The 21,425-nt window shown below is 68.4% G+C and carries 20 protein-coding genes; 3 read left to right on the forward strand and 17 right to left on the reverse strand.

The features are described from left to right. Positions 1-44: 44 nt before the first annotated feature. The 8 genes from ACWEOO_RS18685 to leuA form a co-directional block, all read right to left on the reverse strand. On the reverse strand, positions 45-1,493 hold the full coding sequence (locus ACWEOO_RS18685) for a GNAT family N-acetyltransferase (protein ID WP_452144045.1): 1,449 nt from the start codon (positions 1,491-1,493) through the stop codon (positions 45-47). Positions 1,494-1,544: 51 nt separating this feature from the next. Further along, positions 1,545-3,410 carry an ABC transporter substrate-binding protein gene (locus ACWEOO_RS18690; protein WP_359932227.1) on the reverse strand — a complete coding sequence of 622 codons (1,866 nt, stop codon included), beginning with the start codon at positions 3,408-3,410 and terminating at the stop codon, positions 1,545-1,547. A gap of 57 nt (positions 3,411-3,467) precedes the next feature. After that, the gene (locus ACWEOO_RS18695; protein WP_355485752.1) at positions 3,468-3,674 is read right to left on the reverse strand and encodes a hypothetical protein; all 207 of its coding nucleotides are present in this window, start codon (positions 3,672-3,674) and stop codon (positions 3,468-3,470) included. Then, the gene (locus ACWEOO_RS18700) at positions 3,674-4,741 is read right to left on the reverse strand and encodes an ABC transporter ATP-binding protein (RefSeq protein WP_452144046.1); all 1,068 of its coding nucleotides are present in this window, start codon (positions 4,739-4,741) and stop codon (positions 3,674-3,676) included. The genes ACWEOO_RS18695 and ACWEOO_RS18700 overlap by 1 nt, the downstream gene beginning before the upstream one ends. Then, positions 4,738-5,817, reverse strand: a complete 1,080-nt coding sequence (locus ACWEOO_RS18705; RefSeq protein ID WP_359932223.1) for an ABC transporter ATP-binding protein — start codon at positions 5,815-5,817, stop codon at positions 4,738-4,740. The genes ACWEOO_RS18700 and ACWEOO_RS18705 overlap by 4 nt, the downstream gene beginning before the upstream one ends. 5 nt (positions 5,818-5,822) lie before the next feature. Further along, positions 5,823-6,719: an ABC transporter permease gene (locus tag ACWEOO_RS18710; protein WP_452144047.1), complete on the reverse strand. Its 897-nt coding sequence runs from the start codon at positions 6,717-6,719 to the stop codon at positions 5,823-5,825. Between the two features lie 4 nt (positions 6,720-6,723). Continuing rightward, on the reverse strand, positions 6,724-7,824 hold the full coding sequence (locus ACWEOO_RS18715) for an ABC transporter permease (RefSeq protein ID WP_359932219.1): 1,101 nt from the start codon (positions 7,822-7,824) through the stop codon (positions 6,724-6,726). A 248-nt stretch (positions 7,825-8,072) separates the two neighbouring features. Beyond that, positions 8,073-9,746 (reverse strand): 2-isopropylmalate synthase, encoded by a 1,674-nt coding sequence (leuA, locus tag ACWEOO_RS18720; RefSeq protein WP_452144142.1) that lies wholly within the window; start codon positions 9,744-9,746, stop codon positions 8,073-8,075. A gap of 283 nt (positions 9,747-10,029) precedes the next feature. Between leuA and ACWEOO_RS18725 the strand changes: the two genes are divergently transcribed. Together ACWEOO_RS18725 and ACWEOO_RS18730 are read left to right on the forward strand one after the other, a co-directional pair. Beyond that, complete coding sequence (locus ACWEOO_RS18725) at positions 10,030-10,809, forward strand: EamA family transporter (RefSeq protein ID WP_452144048.1); 780 nt, start codon at positions 10,030-10,032, stop codon at positions 10,807-10,809. Positions 10,810-10,869: 60 nt separating this feature from the next. Next, positions 10,870-11,289, forward strand: coding sequence for a PPOX class F420-dependent oxidoreductase (locus ACWEOO_RS18730; protein ID WP_452144049.1), 420 nt, complete (start codon positions 10,870-10,872; stop codon positions 11,287-11,289). Here the strand turns inward: ACWEOO_RS18730 and katG are convergent, their stop codons facing one another. After that, a complete protein-coding gene (gene katG / locus ACWEOO_RS18735; protein ID WP_452144050.1) occupies positions 11,290-13,497 on the reverse strand; it encodes a catalase/peroxidase HPI in 2,208 nt (735 codons plus the stop codon). A 158-nt stretch (positions 13,498-13,655) separates the two neighbouring features. Between katG and ACWEOO_RS18740 the strand changes: the two genes are divergently transcribed. Continuing rightward, positions 13,656-14,645: a GNAT family N-acetyltransferase gene (locus tag ACWEOO_RS18740; RefSeq protein WP_452144051.1), complete on the forward strand. Its 990-nt coding sequence runs from the start codon at positions 13,656-13,658 to the stop codon at positions 14,643-14,645. A 56-nt stretch (positions 14,646-14,701) separates the two neighbouring features. Here the strand turns inward: ACWEOO_RS18740 and ACWEOO_RS18745 are convergent, their stop codons facing one another. From ACWEOO_RS18745 to ACWEOO_RS18780, 8 genes are all read right to left on the reverse strand, one after another. Next, positions 14,702-15,655, reverse strand: coding sequence for a hypothetical protein (locus ACWEOO_RS18745; RefSeq protein ID WP_452144052.1), 954 nt, complete (start codon positions 15,653-15,655; stop codon positions 14,702-14,704). A 116-nt stretch (positions 15,656-15,771) separates the two neighbouring features. After that, complete coding sequence (locus ACWEOO_RS18750) at positions 15,772-16,440, reverse strand: GNAT family N-acetyltransferase (protein WP_452144053.1); 669 nt, start codon at positions 16,438-16,440, stop codon at positions 15,772-15,774. Continuing rightward, positions 16,440-17,369, reverse strand: coding sequence for a GTPase Era (era, locus tag ACWEOO_RS18755; RefSeq protein WP_452144054.1), 930 nt, complete (start codon positions 17,367-17,369; stop codon positions 16,440-16,442). The genes ACWEOO_RS18750 and era overlap by 1 nt, the downstream gene beginning before the upstream one ends. Continuing rightward, entirely contained in the window at positions 17,353-17,700 is a 348-nt protein-coding gene (locus ACWEOO_RS18760) for a cytidine deaminase (RefSeq protein ID WP_452144143.1), read from the reverse strand. Before ACWEOO_RS18760 ends, era begins: the two co-directional genes overlap by 17 nt. A 13-nt stretch (positions 17,701-17,713) precedes the next feature. Next, entirely contained in the window at positions 17,714-19,018 is a 1,305-nt protein-coding gene (locus tag ACWEOO_RS18765) for a hemolysin family protein (RefSeq protein WP_452144055.1), read from the reverse strand. 169 nt (positions 19,019-19,187) lie between these two features. After that, positions 19,188-19,667, reverse strand: coding sequence for an rRNA maturation RNase YbeY (gene ybeY / locus ACWEOO_RS18770; RefSeq protein ID WP_452144056.1), 480 nt, complete (start codon positions 19,665-19,667; stop codon positions 19,188-19,190). Continuing rightward, on the reverse strand, positions 19,664-20,590 hold the full coding sequence (locus ACWEOO_RS18775) for a PhoH family protein (protein ID WP_359933107.1): 927 nt from the start codon (positions 20,588-20,590) through the stop codon (positions 19,664-19,666). The genes ybeY and ACWEOO_RS18775 overlap by 4 nt, the downstream gene beginning before the upstream one ends. Positions 20,591-20,741: 151 nt before the next feature. Beyond that, entirely contained in the window at positions 20,742-21,323 is a 582-nt protein-coding gene (locus ACWEOO_RS18780; protein ID WP_452144057.1) for a hypothetical protein, read from the reverse strand. Between the last annotated feature and the right edge of the window lie 102 nt (positions 21,324-21,425).

The raw sequence follows: 21,425 nt of genomic DNA on the forward strand, positions 1-21,425 counted from the left end.
CCTCAGCTTGCCGCCCTGGTTCTCACGGAGTTCGCACGGGCCTCTCACAGGCCGAGCTGGGTGGGTGTACTGGGTGGGCCGTTCGCCAGCAGGCGGCGAACCAGCTCCGGGAGGTCGCGCGGAGCGAAGCGGTCCTTGTGAGCTTGCAGTTCGTCGAGGGTCCACCAGCGCATCGCGTGGACATTCTCGGCAGCGAGCTCGGCGGCAGACATGGAGCCGGCGGGGATGAAGTGGTCCGCGCGGATCAGGAAGTAGTCGTTGAGGACGCCGTCGTAGCCCGTGGCGTGGCCGTCGGCAACTACTTCCTGGTGCCAGAGGTGGACGGGGTCGGCGAAGCCCGTCAGGCCGACCTCCTCGACGAGCTCGCGCCGCAGGCCCTCGACCACGGTCTCACCGGCTTCCAGGCCGCCGCCCGGTGTCGCCCACAAGGGCCCGTCCGCGAACTCGAACCGGACCAGCAGGACCCGCTCGTTCTCGTCCACGATCAACCCCCGAGCCGCCGGGCGGAGCCGCGGCAGCCGGAGCTCGAGTTCGCGGTGCTCCTCGACGGCACGGAAGCCGAAGCGGGCGTTGACCTTGCGCATCGGGGCGTTCGTCAACGCCGTCCAGGTGTGCAGGAAGCGTTGCGTCGTTCGATGTTTGGCCAGCTGTTCCAGGTTCGCGAGCTTGAGGAACATGCCGAGGTTGTGGCCGCGGTGTTCCCGCAGGACCAGCGTGTCGTCCTGCTGGGCGTTCACGGCATCGGCCCGCGGCAGGTAGATCAGCGTGTAGCCGGCCGGTTCACCGGCGAGGGTGTGCGCCATTGTCACCAGCGCGAGGTAGCTCCGGTCGATCCGGGCCTCGCTCGCCTCCAGCTTCTCGACAGTCCACGGCACGACCTCACGCGTCATACCGCCGGTCGGCACGTCGAGATCCATCGCGGTGTGCAGGTCGGCGTACGCCTGCTGGTGCTCCGGCGGGCACAGCCCCGCCCACGACGTCAGCCGGTACCCGTCGAGCCGCCCGGCATCGGAGCGCAGCTCCTCCAGGCGCAGATCGTCGTACGGCAGCGGTACGACGAGATGCTCCTCGACGTGCTCGACCTGGAATCCGAGCCGCGCAGCGAACGCCGCCCCAGGCGACCCGGCAGCCGGTACGGCGACCTCGGCCTGCACGATCGTGCGCCCGAGCTGCGCGGCACGGGTCGCGGCCCACTGCCACAGCGCCGTGCCGATCCCCCGCCGCCGGTGCGCGGGTGGAACGTCGATCTCGACCTCGACCGTGTCGAGGTTGTCGTTCAGCCGGTACTCGAACAGCAACGTGGCGAGCACCCGGTCGTCCTCGAACGCGCCGACCACGATCCGCTGCTTCAACGGGCTCGGGTTGCGCAGCGAGTACCCGAGCGCCTCAGGTCCGGTCACCAGCGCGGCCTCCCGCCCGGCGACCGCGCCGGCCCGGAAGGCGTCGTACCACTCGTCGAACAAGGCCAGGTCGGCCGGGTCGATCTCGCGCATGCTGATCACCCGGCCGACCCAACCAAACAATCGGGTCAGAACGCCAGTGCTTTAGACCGGACCGACCTTGCCCGAGTACATGCCCATGATCACGAAGTTGTCCGCGTACGGCGCGTTCTTCAGGATCGAGTCGTCGTCGGCCGGGAACTTCGCCACCCGGGTGCCCTCGAGCGCGGGGTTGTTACCGTAGCGCTCCCAGAGCGGGATGATCGGCAGCAGTTCGTTGAACGCCATCGCCGCGGCGGTGATGTTCTTCTTCTGCTCGTCGAGGTTCAGGCCCTGGGCGGACTTGTCCACGACGGCCTTGAGGTCGATCGGACCGGCCGAGGTGGTCTGGTTGAGCGGGAAGTTCATGCCCTTGCCGCCCGAGTTCGCCGCGATCACGTAGTTGAACGTGTACAGGTCTTGGACGAACGCGAAGTACGGGTGCGGGTGGCTCGAAGCGCCCCAGGTCTGGATGGCGATGTCGAACTTGCCGGCCAGTACGTCCGGGTTCAGCTGGGTGAAGGTGATACCCCGCTTGGTGATGTTGAACCCGAACTTGTTCAGCTGGTCGGCCGCGTTGGTGGCGGCCGGGTTCCAGTCGGCGAACTCGGTCGGGAACTTGATGTCGTAGGCGGCCGGCTTGCCATTCGGCAGCATCCACTTGCCGCCGGTCTTCTTCCACCCGGCGGCCTGCAGCAGCGAGGTGGCCTTGGCCTCGTCCTTCTCGTACGCCTGCAGCTTCTTCTGGTCGGCGTCCGAGATCCAGTCCGGGACCAGGATGTCGGAGAAGCCGGCCATGAACTTGCAAGGCTTGCCGGAGTCGCCGAGCGCGACGGTGCCGTTCTCGCTGCGGTCCAGGACGTAGGCGATCGCCTGCCGGACGCGGGCGTCGGAGAGCTCCGGGTGAGTGGTGTAGTTGAACACCAGCGACGGGCCCGAGTACACCGGCGGCCGGAGGATCCGGAAACCGGAACCCAGCATGGTCTTCTCGCTGGCCACCGCGAAACCGTGGGTGGCGTAGTCGACGTCCTTGTTCATCACGACCGGCGTGATGTCCGAGGTCTCACCGTTGTACAGCACGACCTTGGTGAAGCCGATCTTGTCGGCGAACAGGCCCTTGTCGTTCTTGACCAGCGACATCTGCGCGTTGGTCATGCTCTTCACGTCGAAGTTGAACGGGCCCGAGACCGGCGGGTTCTCCGGACGGAACTTCTGGAAGTCGCCGTTCAGCTGCTTGCCCTCGGCGCTGTCCAGGCTGGTCTTGGCCTTGCGCAGCGCCTCGGCCTTGGTCGCCCACTCGCCGTACACCGAGTCCGGCAGGATCCCGGCCCGGAGGATGTAGCGCTCGAGCACGGTGGACGGCGTACCGATGGTGAAGACCACCGTGGTGTCGTCCTTGGCGCTGATGTCGGTCAGGAACGTCCACTCCTGCTGGCGCAGCAGCCAGCGCAGGCTGAACGTCGACACGACGTCCTTCGCCGTCACCGGCTTGTCGTCGCTCCACTTCAGGCCGGAGCGCAGCTTCAGGGTGTAGGTCTTGTTCGCCTCGTCCAGGGTCCCGGACTCGGCCATCATCCATTCCCACTTCTTGTCGGCCCAGTAGTACATGCCGGCGCTGGGGTAGACGAGGTCGAAGTACGGGCTGTTGCTGGCCTGAATGCCGTCGGTGACACCGGCGATCAGGTTGAAGTGACCCTTCGGCGGGAGCTGGTACGGGTACGCCCCGTGGAACTCCTTGGTGCCGGACTTTCCGCCGCCCTCGCTGTTGCTGTTCGGCGAGCTCGGAGAGCACGCCGTCAGCGAACCGATGCCGGCGGCGCCGACACCGGCGATGCCGAACAGCTGGAGCACGTGCCGGCGGGAGACCGCATTGGTCAGGGCACTAGCGCCCGTTCCGTTGGTGCCGGGATCGTTGGTGTCGGTGGGGCTCATCCTTCGTCCTTTCTGGACTGACCGCACGCCCATGTGGGTCAGGTACTACTGGTGGGATTAACTACCGCCCTCGCGTTTTTCCCGCCGCCGGGTCACGACGATCCCGGCGACGACCACCAGGCCCAGTAGCAGGCCCAAACACAAGGTGAACAGGGTGACGACGAACTCCGGGGTGCCCGGCGACAGCGTGAGCAGCAGTACTCCGCTGGCCAGAACCAGGAACGCCGCCCAGCCGATGGCCATCCGGCCGAGCTGAGGTGACATCAAGCCCCCAGGTCATCCGGCCCGGCCTCTGGTACGCCGTCGCGCGCGACCACGTGGCACGCGGCGGACTGGCCGGATCGGATCGTGGTCAGGTCGGGGATCGTCGCGTCGCACAGCCCGTCCTCGAACAGCGGGCAGCGCGGGTGGAACGAGCATCCGGACGGCAGGTTCGCCAGGCTCGGGATCTCCAGGCTGCGCAGGGACTCACGGCCCTTGGTCTTGGTCAGGTCCGGGTCCGGCTCGGGGATCGCGTCGATCAGCGCCCGGGTGTACGGATGCGTCGGCGCGTTGATGATCTTCGGCGTCGGCCCGAACTCGACGATCCGGCCCAGGTACATCACCGCGGTCTTGCCGTTCCAGCCGAAGTACTTCGCGATCGCCAGGTCGTGGGTGATGAACAGGAATCCCACCCCGAGGTCGTCGCGGAGCCGGCCGAGCATCGCCAGCACGCTGATCCGGATCGACACGTCCAGCATCGAAGTGGATTCGTCGGCGATGATCAGCTTCGGGTCCAGCGTCAGCGCCCGGGCGACCGCGACCCGCTGCCGCTGGCCGCCGGACAGCTGGTGCGGGAACTTCGGCAGGTAGTTCTCGGGCGGGGTCAGGTCGACCTTGGTGAGCAGCTCGGCCGCGCGCTCGGCGGCGGCCTTCTTGGTCTTCACCACGCCGTGCTTGAGCAGCGGGGCGATGAGCGTCTGCTGGATCGTCCGCGTCGGGTTGAGCGAGGCGTACGGGTCCTGGTGCACGTACTGCACGCTGCGGCGGAAGGCGCTGAAGTCCTGCCGGTTCATCGACCAGATGTCCTTGCCGTCGAAGGCCACCTCGCCGCTGCTCGGCCGGGCCAGGCCGGCCGCCATCCGCGCCGCGGTGGTCTTCCCGGAGCCGCTCTCGCCGACCAGGCAGAGCACCTCGCCGGGGTTGACCGACAGGTCGACGTCGTCGACCGCACGAATCGGGCCGGCCTTGGTGCTGAACACCTGGCTGACCCCGCCGAGCGTCATCAGCGGCGTCCGGGCGGTGGACTCGGTGGACTCCGGGGTCTCGGGGGACTTCTCCAGCGCGCTCATGATGCGTTCCCCAAGTCGCTCGGCACCTCACGCTCGAGGTGCACTTGTTTCCAATGGATGCAGGCCGCCTCGTGCGCGTCGCCCGGCTCGTCGGTGATCGGGATCAAGGCCGGGTCCTGCTCCTTGCACTCCTCGGTGGCGAACTTGCACCGCGGGCTGAACGTGCAGCCCTTCGGGAGCGCGGCGAGGCTCGGCGGTCCGCCCGGGATCGACTCCATGTCCGGCAGGTCGCCGACGATCGGCGGCACGGCCTTGATCAGCCCGAGCGTGTACGGGTGCCGCGGCCGGTAGAACATGTCCCGGACGCCGCCGGTCTCGATGATGCGCCCGGCGTACATGGTCGCGACCCGGTCCGCGAGCTCGGCGGCCAGCGACAGGTCGTGGGAGATGAAGATCATCGAGAACCCGAGGCGTTCGCGCACCTCGTGCAGGACGTCGACGACCGAGCGCTGGGTGAGGATGTCGAGCGCGGTGGTCGGCTCGTCGAGGATCAGCACCTCGGGTTCGAGCAGCAGGCTCATCGCGATCAGCACCCGCTGCCGCATACCGCCGGACAGCTCGTGCGGGTAGCAGTCGAGGACCCGAGACGGCTCCAGCCGGACCAGCCGGAGCAGTTCGGACGCCCGGTCCTCGATCTCCTGCTTACTGGCCTTGGTGTGCGCACGCATCGTGTCGTGCATGTGCGCGCGGATCTTCAGGACCGGGTTGAACGCGTTCATCGCGCCCTGGAAGACCATCGCCGCGTCCCGCCAGCGGAACTGCCGCAGGTCCTTGCCGTCCAGGCCGAGGACGTCGATCTCGGTGCCGTCGCTGCGGTTGAAGGTGACCTTGCCGCTGGCGTGCCCGAGGCGCGGCAGCAACCGCAGCAGCCCGAGGCCGAACGTCGTCTTGCCGCAGCCGCTCTCCCCGACCAGCGCGAGGCTCTCGCCGGGGAACAGGTCGAGGTCGACACCGCGGACGGCCTGCACCGTCGCCCCGGCCCCGGTCCGGTACTCGACCTTGAAGTCGCGGATCGACAGCAGTGGCTTGCCCTGGCCGCCGCGCGTGGCGCGCGGGCTCGAAGAAGTGGTCGTCACCGTGCTCACCGGTCCCGGAGCCGCGGGTTGAGGATCTCTTCGAGGGATCTCGTCATCATCACCAGTCCGAGCAGCAGCAGGATGATCGCGACCACCGGGCTGAGGATCCAGGCCAGGCTCGCGTCGTTGAAGATGGCGCCGGCGATCCAGGCGCGGTTGAGCATGATGCCCCAGTTCGAGCCAGTCAGCGGGGCCAGACCGAGCAGGTAGAGGCCGACCAGCTGGTAGATCGCGTTCGTCACGCCGATCATGAAGTTCATCAGGATGAAGCTGGCCATGTTCGGCAGGATCTCGACGAACACCACCCGGATCGTGCCGAGGTCGAGCAGCCGCGCGGCCTCGACGAACTCGCGTTCCTTCAGCGAGAACACCTGCGCGCGGACCGCCCGGGTGAGCACCGGCCAGGACAGGCCGCCGACCAGCAGCGCCAGCAGGATCGGCGAGTCGAGCCGGAAGAAGGCGCCGAGGACGGCGAGCAGGACGATCTGCGGGACCGTCAGGAAGACGTCCGACAGCGTGACCACGACCGAGTCGACCCAGCCGCCGAGGTACGCCGCCAGCGAGCCGAGGACGATCGCCAGCGCGGTCGAGATCGCCGCGGCGACGAAGCCGACGAAGATCACCGTCCGGCCGCCGCCGATCATCTGGATCAGAACGTCCTTGCCCTCGTTGTCGGTGCCGAGCAGGTGCCCGGGCGAACCGGCCGGGAGCAGGATCTCCTTGACGTTCGGGGCGACCTCGGGGAGGAAGAACGGCACGATCGCGGTGATCAGCACCATCAGGCCGACGATCACGAACCCGATGAAACCGGCCGGACTGCGGCGCAGCGAGCGCACGATGCCGGCGAACCGGGAGACGCCGGTCGTCCCGATGGAGGTGACAGGAATGGTGGCTTCGGTCATGTCGTCACTTCTCCCCTTCGCCGCCGACGCGGATCCGCGGATCCAGCTGGCTGTAGAGGAGGTCCGCGGCCAGGTTGGCCACCACCACCGAGATCGTCACGACCAGGAAGATGCCCTGCAGCACCGGGTAGTCGCGGCCGTTGACCGCGTTGAACAGGCTGAACCCGATGCCCTGGTAGCCGAAGATCCGCTCGACGAAGATCGAGCCGCCGACCACGAAGCCGAGCGAGACGGCGAGCTGGCTGAACAGCGGCAGCACGGCGTTGCGCCCGACGTACCCGGACCGGATCCGCGAGTCGGACAGGCCGCGGGCCCGGGCGACCGTCACGTAGTCCTCGCCGAGGGTCTCGACCGTCGACGACTTCATCACCAGCGCCCAGGAGCCGACCGTGGTCAGCGCGTAGGCCAGGATCGGCAGCGTCGCGTGGTAGAAGATGTCGTTCAGGAAGCTCAGGCTGAACGACGGCTCGACGCCGGGCGTGTAGGAACCGCGGGCCTCGGTGAGGTTGAACAGCTGCAGCTTCACGCCGAGGAACACCACGATCAGGATCGCGAGGATGTAGTTCGGGATCGCGTGCAGCAGCGAGCCGATCGACGTCAGCAGGTGGTCGACCCAGCTCTCCCGGCGGTAGGCCATGATCATGCCGGCCACGATGCCGATGACGAAGCTGAACACGGTGGCGACGCCGACCGAGAACAGCGTCCACGGCAGGTAGGTCTTGATCACCTCCGCGACCGTCGTCCCCGGCGACAGCACGGAGTTGCCGAAGTCGCCGTGCAGCAGGTTCAGCATGTAGGTGCCGTACTGCGACAGCAGCGGCGCGTCCGGATCCAGCGAGAACAGGTTCTGCGCCTGTGCGGCGGCGGCCTCGTACGAGATGCCGGTCTGCGCGATCTGCGTCTGGATGTACGTCTCGACCGGGTTACCCGGCAGCAGCCGGACCAGGAAGAACGTACCGGTGGTGACGATGAAGATCGTCAGGACCGCCTTGAAGAGTCTTCGGACGAGCCAGGCGTTCAGAAAACGCTTAGCAGCCGAGGGTCTCGGTTCGACGGCAGGTCCTTCGATCAGCTTCGCCGCGGACGTGTCGACCGCACCGCTCACTGCTCACCTCCACGCGACTACCAGGGAAAAGTCGGTGGCACAGACCCCGCAACAGCTCGACTTAGGAACACTGTCTTGCAAGGATCTGCGCATTGAGCAGACAGTCTGCGCATAGCTGGTCAGCGAGTCAACGACTTGAGGCAACGTTGAGACAACGTTGCGGTGTGTGACGCAACGGTACCGGGGAGTGCAGCAACTGCCCGCCTCCGACACGGAGACGGGCAGTTGGGCGTGCCGTTGTGGGTTGGTCAGCGCGTGGCGCGGTTGACAGCCGACACGACTGCCTTCAAGGATGCGGTGAGGATGTTGGCGTCCCGGCCGACACCCCAGTACACGTCGTCGCCGACCTCGCATTCGACGTACGCCGCGGCCAGCGCATCGCCACCCGCCGAGAGCGCGTGCTCGTGGTAGTCCAGCACCCGGACGTCGTACTTCAGCGGCTTGATCGCGTCCACGAACGCCGACACCGGACCGTTGCCTTCACCAACCAGTTCGTGCGGTACGCCGTTGGCATAGACCTGAACCCGGAGCTGGTCGCCCTGGCCCTCGCCGGACGTCGAGTTGACGCTGAGCAGCGACAGCGCACCGGGCGCCAGGTACTCGGCCGCGAAGATGTCCCACATCTGCTGCGGGCCGACCTCGCCGCCCTCGTTGTCGGTGTGCTGCTGGATCACCCGGCTGAACTCGATCTGCAGCCGGCGCGGCAGGTCGAGGCGGTGCTCCGACTTCATGATGTACGCGACGCCGCCCTTGCCGGACTGCGAGTTCACCCGGATCACGGCCTCGTAGCTGCGGCCGACGTCCTTCGGGTCGATCGGCAGGTACGGCGCCTCCCAGGCGATCTCGCCGACCGGCCTGCCCTCGGCCGCCGCCTGCTTGTCGAGCGCCTCCAGGCCCTTCTTGATCGCGTCCTGGTGCGAGCCGGAGAAGGCGGTGTAGACCAGGTCACCGGCGTACGGCTGGCGCTCCGGGACCCGCATCTGGGTGCAGTACTCGACCGTGCGGCGGATCTCGTCGATGTCGGAGAAGTCGATCTGCGGGTCGATGCCCTGGCTGAACAGGTTCATCCCCAGCGTCACCAGGTCGACGTTGCCGGTGCGCTCGCCGTGGCCGAACAGGCAGCCCTCGACGCGGTCCGCGCCGGCCATCAGGGCCAGCTCGGTGGCGGCCACCGCCGTACCGCGGTCGTTGTGCGGGTGCAGGCTGATCGTGCTGTGCTCGCGCCGGGTCAGGTTGCGGCCGAACCACTCGATCTGGTCGGCGTACACGTTCGGGGTGCACATCTCGACGGTGGCCGGCAGGTTCAGGATGATCTCGCGGCCCGCGGCGGGCTGCCACACGTCGCTGACCGCCTCGCACACCTCGAGCGCGAACTCCAGCTCGGTGCCGGTGAAGATCTCCGGGCTGTACTGGTACCCGAACTCGCAGTCGCCGAGGATCTCGTCGGCGTACTTCATCACGGTCTCGGTGCCGCGGACCGCGATCGTGCGGCACTCGGCCTTGTCGACGTTGAACACCACCCGGCGGAACAGCGGCGCGGTCGCGTTGTAGAGGTGGATGGTGGCCTTCGGCGACCCCTGCAGCGACTGCACGGTGCGCTCGATCAGCTCCTCGCGCGCCTGGGTCAGCACCGAGATCGTCACGTCGTCGGGGATCACGTCGTCCTCGATCAGGCTGCGGACGAAGTCGAAGTCGTACTGGCTGGCGCTCGGGAAACCGACCTCGATCTCCTTGTAGCCCATGTTCACCAGCAGGTCGAACATCCGCCGCTTGCGGGCCGGGGACATCGGCTCGACCAGCGCCTGGTTGCCGTCGCGGAGGTCGGTGGACAGCCAGCGCGGCGTGCGGTCGACGGACTTGGCCGGCCAGGTGCGGTCCGGCAGGTCGATCGGCGGGAACGCGCGGTAGCGATGGGTCGGCATACCGGACGACTGCTGGACAGGCTGGGGCTGGTTCTTCGGTGCCACGGGGTTCTCCTGGGAGGTACGGGTGTCGTGAGGGACGACCGGCGTACGTCAAGACTCCGCGGCGAGGGACCGGCCTTGTCAGGCCTCGCCGCGGCAGCGAAGGAGGAGAAGCTGGTGCCGCATGATGCCAGTGAGTGTATGCACAACTCCCCCGGCCCGTCGAACCGGGGTCATCCTGCTGACCGCACGGGACGCCCGGGTAGACAGCGTCTACCGGCATCCTGTAGACACTGTCTACGTGATCGCCCTTGCCCTGTTGACGGCCTCCGCCGGCTGTCACGCCGCATGGAATCTGCTGGTGAAACGCGGCGGCCTCGGCGGTCCCGGGTTCATCTGGCTGTGCGGTCTCCTGACGCTGCCGGTGTCGCTCGTCCTGCTGGTTCGCGGATCGCCGGCGACGGCCTGGTGGGCGGGAGTCGTGAGCATGGCGTTGCACACGACGTACGCCGTCACGCTGCAGAAGGCGTACACCTTCGGGGACTTCTCGACGGTGTACGCCGTGAGTCGCGGCACCGCTCCGGCCCTGGTAGCAGTCGCGGGCGGATCCGGCCCGCGCGGGTTCGCGGGCGCCGCGCTCGTGCTGATCGGCGTACTGCTGATGGATCGCCCGCAATCGCGGACCCCAGCGCGAGCCGTGCTGCTCGGGCTGGGCGTCGCCACGTGCACGGCGGCGTACACGCTCTGGGACGCGTTCGCCGTCGGTTCGCTGCACGTCGACCTACTGACCTACCTCGCCGTGGCGAACGTGGCACAGGTCGTCGCGCTGTCGGTCGTCGTACCAGATCACCGCGGCGCCATGCGGGACTGGCGGCGGGCGGCGCCGGTCGCCGTACTCATACCGGCCAGCTACGGACTCGTCCTGCTCGCGCTGTCGGTCGCCTCGGTCGCGACCGTGGCGATCGGCCGGTCGATGAATGTCGTCCTCGGCACGCTGCTCGGAGCGATCGTCCTGCGTGAGCGGCCGCGCGTCACGGGACTGGTCGTGGTGGTGGCCGGCGTACTGCTGGTGAGTCTCTGAAAGGTCCACGGTGCGGGAGTTCCTTGCCTTCAAGGGCGCTTGAATTCCTAGGCTTACGGTATGACGGAAACCCTCCTCGACCGGATCGGCGCCCACGGGCTCGGCGTCCTGGTCACGCTCAAGCGCGACGGCCGGCCCCAGCTGTCCAACGTGACGTACGTGTTCGACGGATCCCGCGTGCGGGTCTCGCTCACCGACGGACGCGCGAAGACCAAGAACCTGCGGCGCGACCCGCGCGCCAGCTTGTACGTCGACGGCCCGCGCGGCCGCTCGTACGTCGTCCTCGAAGGCAAGGCGGAACTCAGCCCGGTAGCAGCCGACCCCTACGACGACGTCGTGGAGGATCTCGTCGACTACTACCGGACCGCGTCGGGCGAGCACCCGGACTGGGACGAGTACCGCGCGGTCATGGTGCAGGACCGGCGGCTGATGTTCTCGATGACCGTCGACCACGCGTACGGAATGCCGGCCCCGGCCTGATCAGCGTAGGTCGAAGCGATCCAGTTCCATCACCTTCACCCAGGCCGCGACGAAGTCCTTCACGAACTTCTCCTGCGCGTCGGCGCTCGCATAGACCTCGGACAGTGACCGCAACTGCGAGTTCGACCCGAAGATCAGGTCGGCCGCCGTCGCGGTCCACTTGAGCTCGCCGCTCGCGACATCGCGGATCTCGAACAGGTTCTCGTCCGACTCCGAGGCCCGCCACTCCGTGCCCGGCGCCAGCAGGTTGACGAAGAAGTCGGTCGACAGCGTGTCCGTGCGGTCGGTGAAGACACCGTGCCGCGCGCCGCCGGTGCTCGTCCCGAGGACCCGCAGGCCGCCCACCAGCACGGTCATCTCGGGCGCCGTCAGGGTCAGCATGTACGCACGATCCAGCAGCAACGTCTCGGCGGACAGCTTCTCGCCCGCTCGCAGGTAGTTCCGGAAGCCGTCGGCCCGCGGTTCGAGCAGGGCGAACGAGTCGACGTCGGTCTGCTCCTGCGAGGCATCGGTGCGGCCCGGATGGAACGGCACTGTGATGTCCTGGCCGGCGTTCCCGGCCGCCCGTTCGATCGCCGCGCCGCCACCGAGCACGATGAGGTCGGCGAGCGAGACCCGCTTCCCGTCCGACTGCGACGCGTTGAACTCCTGCTGGACCTGCTCCAGAACCCCCAGAACCTTGGCCAGCTCGGCCGGCTCGTTGACCTCCCAGCTCCGCTGCGGCTCGAGCCGGATCCGCGCACCGTTCGCACCGCCGCGCTTGTCCGTGCCGCGGAAGCCGGCCGCCGCGGCCCACGCGGTGGAGACGAGCTGCCGCACCGATAGTCCGGACCCGAGCAGCTTCTCCTTCAGGCCCGCGATGTCGGCGTCGTCGACCAGCTCGTGGTCGACGGCCGGCACCGGGTCCTGCCAGAGCTGCGGCTGCGGCACCCACGGCCCGAGGAAACGCGAGACCGGCCCCATGTCGCGGTGCAGCAGCTTGTACCAGGCCTTCGCGAACGCGAGCGCGAACTCGTCGGGGTTCTCGGAGAAGCGCCGCGAGATCGGGCCGTACACCGGGTCCAGGCGCAGGCTGAGGTCGGTGGTCAGCATCGTCGGCCGGTGCTTGCGGGACGGGTCGTGCGCGTCCGGCACCGACTCCTCCGCGTCCTTCGCGACCCACTGCTTGGCCCCGGCCGGACTGTCGGTCAGCTCCCACTCGTGCCCGAACAGGTTCTCGAAGAAGCCGTTGCCCCACTGGGTCGGCGTGTTCGTCCAGGTCACCTCGAGACCGCTGGTGATCGCGTCGCCGGCCTTCCCGGTCCCGTACGTGCTCTTCCAGCCGAGCCCCTGCGCCTCGAGCGGCGCTGCCTCCGGCTCCGGGCCGACGCTCTCCGCCGGCCCAGCGCCGTGGGTCTTGCCGAAGGTGTGCCCGCCGGCGATCAGCGCGACGGTCTCCTCGTCGTTCATCGCCATCCGGCGGAACGTCTCGCGGATGTCGCGCGCCGCGGCCAGCGGGTCCGGGTTGCCGTTCGGGCCCTCCGGGTTCACGTAGATCAGGCCCATTTGCACCGCACCGAGCGGACCGCCGAGCTGCCGGTCGCCGCTGTACCGCTCGTCACCGAGCCAGGTGTCCTCCGGACCCCAGTAGATCTCCTCCGGCTCCCAGACGTCCTCGCGGCCGAAACCGAAGCCGAACGTGCGGAACCCCATGTCCTCCAGCGCGACGTTGCCGGCCAGCACGAGCAGGTCCGCCCAGGAGATCTTCCGGCCGTACTTCTGCTTCACCGGCCAGAGCAGTCGGCGGGCCTTGTCCAGGTTGGCGTTGTCCGGCCAGCTGTTCAGCGGCGCGAACCGCTGCGCGCCGTCGCCCGCGCCGCCGCGGCCGTCCTCGATCCGGTACGTGCCGGCCGCGTGCCAGCTCATCCGGATGAACAGCGGCCCGTAGTGACCGAAGTCGGCCGGCCACCAGTCCTGCGACGTCCGCATCACCTCGACGAGGTCCCGCTTGAGCTCGTCGACGTCCAGTTTCCCGAACTCCGCGGCGTAGTCGAAATCCTCCGCCATCGGGTTCGACTTGGCGGCGTGCGGGTGCAGGATCGTCAGATCCAGCTGGTTCGGCCACCAGTCCCGGTTCGTCCTCGGTTGCTCGACCTGCGGCGTCGGCGAGTCGATCGCCGGGTTCTCGCTCTCGCTCCCGTGGTGGGTTACTCCGGATGTGTCGGACATGGTCGAACCTTCCGGTTGCTGATCTCAGAGCGTCACGTTCGCGAGTCTTCTCCGCAGTCTGGAATCAGTCAAGAGTGCTTCTCGGCGTGAGACGGGGAGCATGGTGGCATCGAATAAAGCAGTCGCGGTAACCGGCGTACTCGGTGGACCCTGTGGGCGTGGAGATCACCGAACTGTCACCCGACGACGAGGCCGGGTGCATCGACGCAGTAACCGTCCAGAGCGCAGCCTTCGCACAGGACTGCCCGGAGCTGGTGCGCCCGACGTTGCGTGGGTTCGCGAACCTGCTGCGGTACGGCTGGGACCTGGAACCGCAGCGGGGGTTCCTGGCACGCAACGCCGACGGTAGGGCGGTCGCCGTGGCCACGGTCTCGCTGCCGACGTACGACAACACCAACCAGGTGTGGTTCGAGCTCACCGTCCATCCCGACCATCGCGACGGCGCGGTCGAGGCGGAGCTGATCGAGTACGTCGAGCAGCTCGCCCGCGACGAAGGCCGCACGATGATGGGCTTCGGCGGGTTCGACCTGCCGGACGCGATCGCGCTGGCGCACAAGCACGGGTACGAGCAGAAGGCGGTCGAGGTCAACCGCCGGCAGGACCTGGCCGGGCTCGACTGGTCGATCGTCCGGTCGCTGTACGACGAGGCGGTCGCGGCGTCGACGGCGTACGAGCTGGTCACGCTCACCGGCGCGCTGCCCGAGGACATGCTCGACGGGATGATCGCGGTGACCGCGTCCATCAACGACGCGCCGAAGGACGACCTGGACATCGAGGACGACGTCTACAGCCGCGAGCGGCTGCGTGCGTACGAAGAGGCGCAGGCGAAGAGCGACCACACCCTCTACCGCGTCATCGCCCGGGAGAAGGCCACCGGCGAGCTCGCCGGTCACACGGTGGTCGCGGTCGAGCGCGAGCGCCCGCACATCGGCGAGCAGCACGACACCGCGGTCGCGCGCGAGCACCGGGGCCACCGCCTCGGCGCCCTGGTCAAGACCGCGATGCTGCTGAAACTCCGCGACGCCGAGCCGGCGCTCACCCAGGTCGACACCTGGAACGCCGAGTCCAACAACCACATGATCGGCATCAACGAGCAGCTCAACTACACGATCGTCGCGCGCTTCCTGGCCTACCAGAAGAGCCTCTGAGAACAGACCGGGGGCGCCGCTTCGAGCGGCGCCCCCGGCTCTGCACTACGGCAGGATCACTCCCCCACCAGCTGGTTCCAGTGGCCGGTGACCGAGAAGATGCCGGTGCCCGGGACGGTGCCGCCCGGGACCCGTCCGTAGGACGTGACCGCCGTCTTCGAGCCGTTGAACTTGCTCATCGCGTACTGGTAGACCGAATCGGTGTCGTTGTCGAAACCCGTCACCAGCGTGCCGCCCTTGTCACCGCACTCCCTGGCGGCCAGCGACTCGTAGGCAGCGAAGCCGGCGCTCCGGACGAGCTTCAGCACCGGCTTGGTCGAGGCCGCGGCCGGGATCCGGACCGTCCACAGCGCACCGGCCTTGGTGGTCATCAGCAGCGTGTCGTACGTCGGGGTCTCGGAGATCACGGTCATCGCCTTGAAACCCTGGAAGCCCGGGAAGTGACCGAGGGCCCGGAAGGTGGCACCCGACGCCGCGTACCTGTACAGGCTGCCGTTGGTGCTCAGCCCGTACAGGTACGAGCGGTTCGGCGCGGTGATGGCGTAGTTCGACGTCACGAGCTGGGTGAAGCTGGTCCAGCCGGAGCCGATCCGCGCGTACGTCGGCCGCGGGTTGTCGGTGTCGAAGTAGGTGACACCGCGGTACAGCGTGCCGTTCTGCACGAACAGGCTGTGGTAGTAGAGGTGCGCGTCGGTCTGCACGCCGTACCACGTCGTGTTGAGCCGGGTGCCGACGAACGGGAAGTCCGCGTAGAACTCACCGCGCGGCGGCCTGCCCGGCGTGACCACGACGTCGCTGATCCCCGGCCTGGGGGTGTTGAAGCCTACGTCCTGCACGCATCCCGCGGAAGCGAGCTTGGTGTTCGGCGTGGTCTTCAGGTTGCCGTTGGCCGGGTTGGCCATCGCCGGCGTCGGGTTGGTCCGGACGGCGGCGGTGGCCGGGCCGGCGGCGGCCGTGGCGGCGAGCATGCCGACCCCGGCCAGGGCGAGCGCGAAGCGCTGCAATTTCATACTGGGAGTCCCCCTCAGGACATGAACGACCTCGATGAGCCTCGAGATCGTGCGCGAGCATAATGCGCGCGGGGGACAGACACGCCGCGATTGCACGTTGTTGCAACAATTCCAGGCTAGACCGCCTCGACGACCGTGACCTTCATGCGGTTCGAGAGCGTGAAGCCCAGCGCGTTGTACAGGCGGATGGCGGTGGTGTTGGCGCCGCCGGTGTGCAGGAACGGGGTTCGGCCGGTTGCGGTGATGTGTGCGGCGACCGTGCGGATCAGGCGGCTGGCGAGACCCTGCCCCTGGTACGACGGGTGCGTGCAGACCGCGCTGATCTCGGTGTGGCCAGGCAGCGCGAAACGGGTGCCGGCCATCGCGATCAGCTCGCCGTCACGGCGGACGCCGAGGTACGTGCCGAGCTCGATGGTGCGGCTGCGGAACGGACCCGGGTCGGTGAGCGCGACCAGGGCGAGCATCTCGGGGACGTCGTCCGGCCCGAGGACGACCGCCTCCGGGTCCGCGGCCGGCAGCGACTCCGGCGCGACGAACTGGACCAGGTCGATCTCGGCCTCGATCTTGAAGCTGTCCGGCACCGGCAGCGCCGGACGCATCAGCGCCGCGGTCTTGCCGGGGCCGACGAGGACTGCCGCGTCGGCCCAGTCCTGCTCGGTCGGTTCGTCGGGCAGGGCGAGGAACGGCGCCACGGCCGTCGGGTAGCGCCGGGCGTTGCCGCGGATCTCCGCGAAGGAAGCGTGCGCGCCGCTCAGCGCGGCGTGCACAGGATTGCGCAGGCTCATCAGAAGCCCAGTTTGCGGAGATTCTTCGCGTCTGTCTGCCAGTTCTTCGCGATCTTGACGTGCAGGTCGAGGTACACCGGCGTACCGAGCAAGGCCTCGATCTGCTGGCGGGCCGCCGCGCCGACCTCGCGCAGCCGGGCGCCCTTGTGGCCGATCACGATGCCCTTCTGGCTCTCCCGCTCGAGGAAGATGTTCGCGTACACGTCCAGCAGCGGCTTGTCCTCGGGGCGGTCCTCGCGCAGGTTCATCTCGTCGATCGTGACCGCGATCGAATGCGGCAGCTCGTCCCGGACGCCCTCCAGCGCCGCCTCGCGGATCAGCTCCGCGACCAGCGTCTCCTCCGGCTCGTCGGTGATGTCACCGTCCGGGTAGAGCGGGAAGCCGTCCGGCAGCAGCTTCACGAGCTCGTCGGCGACCAGGTCGACCTGGTACCCCGAGGTCGCGGACACCGGGACGATCGACGCCCACTCGATGCCGACCGACTCGCCGAGCGCCTGGATGTCGGCCAGGTGCGCGACCATCCGGTCGGGCTCGACCAGGTCGGCCTTGGTGGCGAGCGCGACCTTCGGGGTCTTCGCGACCTTCGCCGCCTCGCCGACCAGGAAGCGGTCGCCGGGGCCGATCTTGTCGCTGGCCGGCAGGCAGACCGCGATCACGTCGACCTCGGCCCAGGTGGTCTTGACCAGGTCGTTCAGCCGCTCCCCGAGCAGGGTGCGGGGTTTGTGCAACCCGGGCGTGTCGACCAGGATCAGCTGCGCGTCCGGCCGGTGCACGATCCCGCGGACGGCGTGCCGCGTGGTCTGCGGCTTCGACGAGGTGATCACGATCTTCTTCCCCACCAGCGCGTTGGTGAGGGTGGACTTGCCCGCGTTCGGCCGGCCGACGAAACAGGCGAAGCCCGCCTTGAAGTTCTCAGGTGTGGACGACATCGCGGACCTCTCCAGTGCCGAGGGCAAGTACTACGGGAATGTTGGCGCCGGCGAAGTGCCTGACCACGTTGACGTCGGCGGTTTCGGCAGCAGCCTGGTCGGTGACCACCGCGGCCGCCTCCAGACCCTTGACGCCGGACGCGAGCGCCATCGCCACCGCCAGCTGCAGCGCGGTCAGCTCGACGGTGTCGAGGGCGACCGTGCAGGCGGCGTACGTCCGCCCGTCGGAGTCCCGGACAGCGGCTCCTTCCGCGGCCCGGGTCCGGGCGCGCGCGGCGCGGGCGAGCGTGACGAGTTTGGCGTCTTCCGCCGAGAGGTCCGACAAGGTGATTGCTCCTAGGCGATCAGGCGTGCTGGTGGTTCTGGTCCTGGGACTCCGGCGCGGGTTCCTCGCGCCGTACCAGAACCGTACCTACCTGGTTGCGGCGGCCCGACGGCCGCTCCGCGGTCAGCGACAGGCCCTCGATCGTCACCTCGGCGCCCGGGATCGGCACCTTGCCGAGCAGCTTGGCCATCAGGCCGCCGACGGTGTCGACGTCGTCGTCGTCCAGCGGGACGCCGAACAGCTCGCCCAGCTCGTCGATCGGCAGCCGGCTCGACACCCGGTAGGCGCCGTCGGACAGGTGCTGCACCGAGTCCGGGTCCTCGTCGTACTCGTCGGTGATCTCGCCGACGATCTCCTCCAGGATGTCCTCGATCGCGACCAGCCCCGCCGTCCCGCCGTACTCGTCGACGACGATCGCCAGGTGCATCCGGGCCGCCTGCATCTCGCGGAGCAGCTCGTCGACGGGCTTGGAGTCCGGGACGTACATGCACGGCCGCATCACCGACTCGACCCGCTCGGTCGACTCGGCCTGGGCGTTGTCGTACACCCGGCGCATCACGTCCTTGAGGTAGACGACGCCGACGATGTCGTCGAGCGACTCGCCGATCACCGGGATCCGCGAGAACCCCGAGCGCAGCGCCAGCGACGTGAGCTGGCGGAGCTTCTTGTGCCGCTCGATGTAGACCATGTCGGTCCGCGGCACCATCACCTCGCGGACGATGGTGTCGCCGAGCTCGAACACCGAGTGGATCATCTGCCGCTCGCCGGACTCGATCACCGCGGACTTCTCCGCGTAGTCGACCAGCGCCCGCAGCTCGGCCTCGGTCGCGAACGGGCCCTCGGCGAACCCCTTGCCCGGGGTCAGCGCGTTGCCGAGCATGATCAGCACCTTGGGCAGCGGACCGAGGATCCGGGTCACCGCCATCACCGGGCCGGCCGACAGGATCGCGAACCGGTCCGAGTGCTGCCGGCCGAGCGTCCGCGGGGCGACCCCGATGATCACGTAGGAGATCAGCACCATCACCACGGCGGTGATCAGGATGTGTTCCCAGGTCACCTCGAGGACCCCGGACAGCGCCTGGGTGACGAGCACGATCGCGGTGATCTCGCAGCTCAGCCGGAGCAGCAGCAGCGAGTTCAGGTACCGCGGCGCGTCGGACAGCAGGTCGCGCAGCTTGACCGCGCGCAGGTTGCCCTGCTCGACCTGCTCGTTCGCCCGCACCTTCGAGTACGACGACAGTGCCGCCTCCGCGCCGGCGAACAGCCCGGCGAGCAGCACCAGCACCGCAGCCACAACCAGCAGGACCAGGTCGTGGGAAGTCATCGCGGTATCACGCCTCTAGAGGGTGTCTGATGGCTCCACGCCGTTGCGAGGAGGTGCTCGGTGCGGTGCATCGGCGTGCGGGGGCGAAGGTCTCGATGCGGAGCATCGTGGCCTTTGCACCCGTGCGGCGAGGTGCCGTGCCGAGTGCCCCGCAGTAGGCGTGGAGCCATCAGGCACCCTCTAAACGGTTGCCAGGTGCGCGCCATGCTTCCAGCAGGCGGCCCTGGACGTCCCACATCTCCGCTTTCTCGGCGGGTTCGGCGTGGTCGTAGCCGAGCAGGTGCAGGATGCCGTGCACCGTCAGCAGCTCGAGCTCGGCCCAGGTGCCGTGGCCGGCCTTCGCGCCCTGCGCGGCGGCGACCGTCGGGCAGAGCGCGATGTCGCCGAGGTGACCGAGCGGCAGGTCGTCGTCCGACTCGCCGTCGGACCCCGGCCGCAGCTCGTCCATCGGCCACGACATCACGTCGGTCGGACCCGGCAGGTCCAGGAACTCGACGTGATACCGCGCCATGGTGTCCTCGTCGACCAGCTTGATCGACAGCTCACACTCCGGGTGCAGCCGCAGCGACGACATCACGAACCGGCTGAGCCGCATCAGTCCGTGCGCGTCGATCTCCACGCCGGACTCGTTGTTGACCTCGACGTTCATCGGTGGGAATCAGCACTGCCTTCGTAGTTTTCGTACGCCGACACGATCCGGCCGACCAGCTTGTGCCGGACCACGTCATGCGATGTCAACCGGCAGAATGCCAGATCCTGCACGCCGTCGAGAATTTCCTGCACCACCTTGAGGCCGGAATTCGTGCCGTTCGGCAGGTCGACCTGGGTGACGTCGCCGGTGACGACCATCTTCGAGCCGAACCCGAGCCGGGTGAGGAACATCTTCATCTGCTCCGGCGAGGTGTTCTGCGCCTCGTCCAGGATGATGTAGGCGTCGTTCAGCGTCCGGCCGCGCATGTAGGCCAGCGGCGCGATCTCGATCGTGCCGGCGGTCATCAGCCGCGGGATGGACTCCGGGTCGAGCATGTCGTGCAGCGCGTCGTACAGCGGCCGCAGGTACGGGTCGATCTTCTCCGACAGGGTGCCGGGCAGGAACCCGAGCCGCTCACCGGCCTCGACGGCCGGCCGGGTCAGGATGATCCGGTTGACCTCCTTGGCCTGCAGCGCCTGGACCGCCTTGGCGACCGCCAGGTAGGTCTTGCCGGTGCCGGCCGGGCCGATGCCGAAGACGATCGTGTTCTTGTCGATGGCGTCGACGTAGCGCTTCTGGTTCAGCGTCTTCGGCCGGATGGTGCGGCCGCGGCTGGACAGGATGTTCTGGGTCAGGACCTCGCGCGGGGACTCCGCGGTGGCCTGCTTGATCATCGCGATGCTGCGCTCGACCGAGTCCGCGGTCAGCCCGTGGCCGGTGCGGACCACCGCGACCAGCTCGTCGAGGAGGCGCTCGGTGAGGGCGAGCTCGGCCGGCTCACCGACGAGCGTGATCTCGTTGCCGCGGACCATGATGTCGGCGGCGAACTCCTTCTCGACGATGCGGAGGAACTCGTCCCGGGCTCCGAGCAGGGCCACCATGTCGATGCTGTTCGGCACGACGATCTTGTGCGACGCCTGCGTGCTGGCGGCGGCGCCGGCCACCGGGCCGTTCGCGCGCGCCTCCGGTTCGATACTGCGTGGCCTGGACAGGCTCTTCCTCCTGAGATCAGTGGTGTTGACCCTGTCCATGCTAGCCGCCCCGTCCGACACCCTCACTCGAAATTCCTCCGGACACGCCTGGCCTCGCCGCCGGCGCCCCGGTCGCGGGCGTAATCCGGGCCGCGTCGGGCGCGGCCGGGTCGCCGTCGTACACCGAGTCCTCTCGCCACGCGTGCGCGCCGGAGTAGCTGTCCTGAAGGGCGTGCGCGGCCGCGCCGAGATGCATGAACTCGGCGTCCGACGCACCGTGCGCGGCGGCGAGTTGCTCGTGGAAGTACTCGACGTTCGTGGCGAGGTTGTCCCAGCCCTTGCGGTACGGGTCCGCCATGAAGTGTTCGCGTTGCGCGCTCGGGTTCGCGTACGCCGAGTGCGTGGTCGGCCCGGGTCCCGCGTACGGATAGGACAGTCCCATCCCCTTGAAGTTCTCGATCAGGCCCGCACCGACCGGGCGGTCCTGGTGTGCCTGGGCCTTGTCGAGCGCGGCGGCGTACTCGTCCCGCGGGAGCCCGTGGATGGTCCTGTCCGGCGCCGACAGGTGCTGGTACAGCCGGGCCACCGCGGCGTACGTGATGTCGTGATGACCCGACCACGAACCGTCGCCGCGCTGCTTCATCCCCTCAGAGTTCCACGTTTTCGGGCCACGGCTGTTGTCAACCTGGGACAGGGTCTTTGCGTCGTCTTTTCGTGGCACAACCGGCCGTGGTGTACGAAGAGT

It is taken from the genome of Kribbella sp. NPDC004138, assembly GCF_053603655.1.